General features: G+C 65.7%; 1 protein-coding gene. It reads right to left on the reverse strand.

All coding sequences use genetic code 11. The annotated features are described in order from the left end of the window. Positions 1–2130 (reverse strand): putative Ig domain-containing protein (locus tag EJE94_RS08755; RefSeq protein WP_207855858.1); only part of this gene is annotated, 2130 nt, incomplete at both ends.

A 2130-nucleotide genomic window follows, 5' to 3' on the forward strand; every position in this document is an offset into this window, starting at 1 on the left:
TTTGAGGCAGTTGCGAGGCGAAGCGAACCTCGTCGGTTCCGGACGCATCGGCGATTTCGGCCTGCTGATGGTGCTTGGCGGACGCGATGACGTAGATGTCGTTGCCCGCACCTCCTTGAAGGATGTCGTTGCCCGCGTCGCCGTCGATGACGTTGCTTGCGCCGTTGCCTGTGATGGCGTTGTCGAGTTCATTGCCGAAGGCACTGATGGGGGCGCTTCCGATCAGCGTCAGGTTTTCGACGTTGGCCGGCAGGCGAATGCTGACGGCACTGAATACGCGATCCAAGCCGGCTGCCGAGGATTCGATCACCACGTCGGCCGCATTGTCGACAAAGTAGGCATCGTCGCCGGATCCGCCGATAAGGACGTCCGCGCCGGCGCCGCCGTCGAGCGAGTCATTCCCGCCGAGGCCTTCGAGGCGGTTGGCGCCGGCATTGCCGAGAATGACGTTGTCTGCGCCGTTGCCGATTCCATTCACGTTCGACGAGCCGGTCAGGGTCAGGTTCTCGACGTTGTCCGGCAGGGTGTAGGCGATCGCGCTGCGCACGCCGTCGGTACCCTCGTCGGGATTTTCGGTGACGAGGTCGCCGGCGTTGTCGACGACGTAGGCGTCGCTGCCCTCGCCGCCGGACATGTCATCCGCGCCGGCAAGCCCGTCGAGCAGATCGTTGTTGGGCGTGCCGACCAGCACGTTGTTGGTCGAATCGCCGATCAGGAGGACGTAGCTGTTGGGCGGCGTGTAGGTATTCGCGTAGACGCGCAACTGGAAGACGTCGCTGGTGCCGGCGCCGGTGCCGTCGACCGCCGTGACCTTGACCTGGAGCGTCGTGGCATCGGCACGTGCGGGAATGCCGCTGAACGTCCGTGTCGCCGGATCGAAGCCGATCCAGGCTGGAAGGGCGGCGCCATTGGCCAGGGTGGCGCTGAGGGCGAGGGTATCGCCGACATCGACGTCGGCGAATGTGGTCATCGGCACCGTCAGCGCGAACGGTTGGTTTTCAGCCGCGATCTGGTCCGCGATCGGATTGGCGACGGTCGGAGCGTCGTTGCTGTTCGCGATGGTCAGCGCGAACTCGTCCCTGGCGATGGCATTGCCGGAATCGATGGCAGTGACGCGGATCGCGAAATTGCCGACTTCGCCGTTGGTCGGCGTGCCGGTGAATGTTCCGCTGCTGCCGTCGAAGGTCAGCCAGGCTGGCAGGGGATCGCCGTTGGTTTTGGCTGCACTCAGGGTGAGCGGCAGCGCATGGGCGAAGGCGTCCGCGGGCACGGTGAAGGTGAATGCGGAGTCCTCGGTCGCGTTCTGGTCGGCGATGGGATTCGCGACCATCAGGGTGGTGTTGAGGCCGATATACGTGCCCGAAGCCCGCAGGTCGGTCACCGCCAGGGTGCCGGCGACTCGGACCTGAACATCGGCCCCGGCGCTTGCGTCGGTCCCGATGTAGAGCGTCGTATGGCCATCCGCGCTGCTGATCTGGACCTGGTTCTGTCCCGTATCGCTGCCGTCACCTGCCACCACCGGGCTGGAGAAGTTGGCCCCGGCCACCGAGATGAGATCGCCCGTCTCGAAGTCGACGATGGTGTCGATGCCGTTGCCGTTGCCGGCGAAGACGAAAGTGTCCATGCCGGCCCCGCCGATCAGGCGATCGTTGCCCGATCCGCCTTTCAGGGTGTCGTTCCCGGCCAGGCCAAGGTATTCGACGGCCGTGGTATTGCCGTTGAGGTCGATGGCGTCGTCGCCAGCCGTTCCGATCGCCTGCGGCAGCCAGGGCGTGCCGTCGGCGTTGTAGCGCTGCGCGTAGATGCCCCAGCCGCTGCCGTCCTGGTTCAGCGAGTTCCACGTCACGATGAAGCCGCCGTCGGCGAGTGCCGTGATGGACTGGTCCGCCTGCTGGTCTCCGCTGACGGTGTTCACCGTGAATTCCGGACCCAGGGCGATGCCATTCGTGTCATAGCGCCGGGCATAGACGCCCCAGCTGCTGCCGTCGCGGGCGTCGTCCTGCCAGGAGACGACGAAGCCGCCGCCAACGAGGCCGGTTACCTGGGCGTTTTGCTGGTTGGGCCATCCGGCGGCATTTACCAGGAACTCGCCGCCCACGGGTGCGCCGGCCGCATTGAAACGCTGGCCGT

Source organism: Sulfurisoma sediminicola, assembly GCF_003865015.1.
Taxonomy (GTDB): domain Bacteria; phylum Pseudomonadota; class Gammaproteobacteria; order Burkholderiales; family Rhodocyclaceae; genus Sulfurisoma; species Sulfurisoma sediminicola.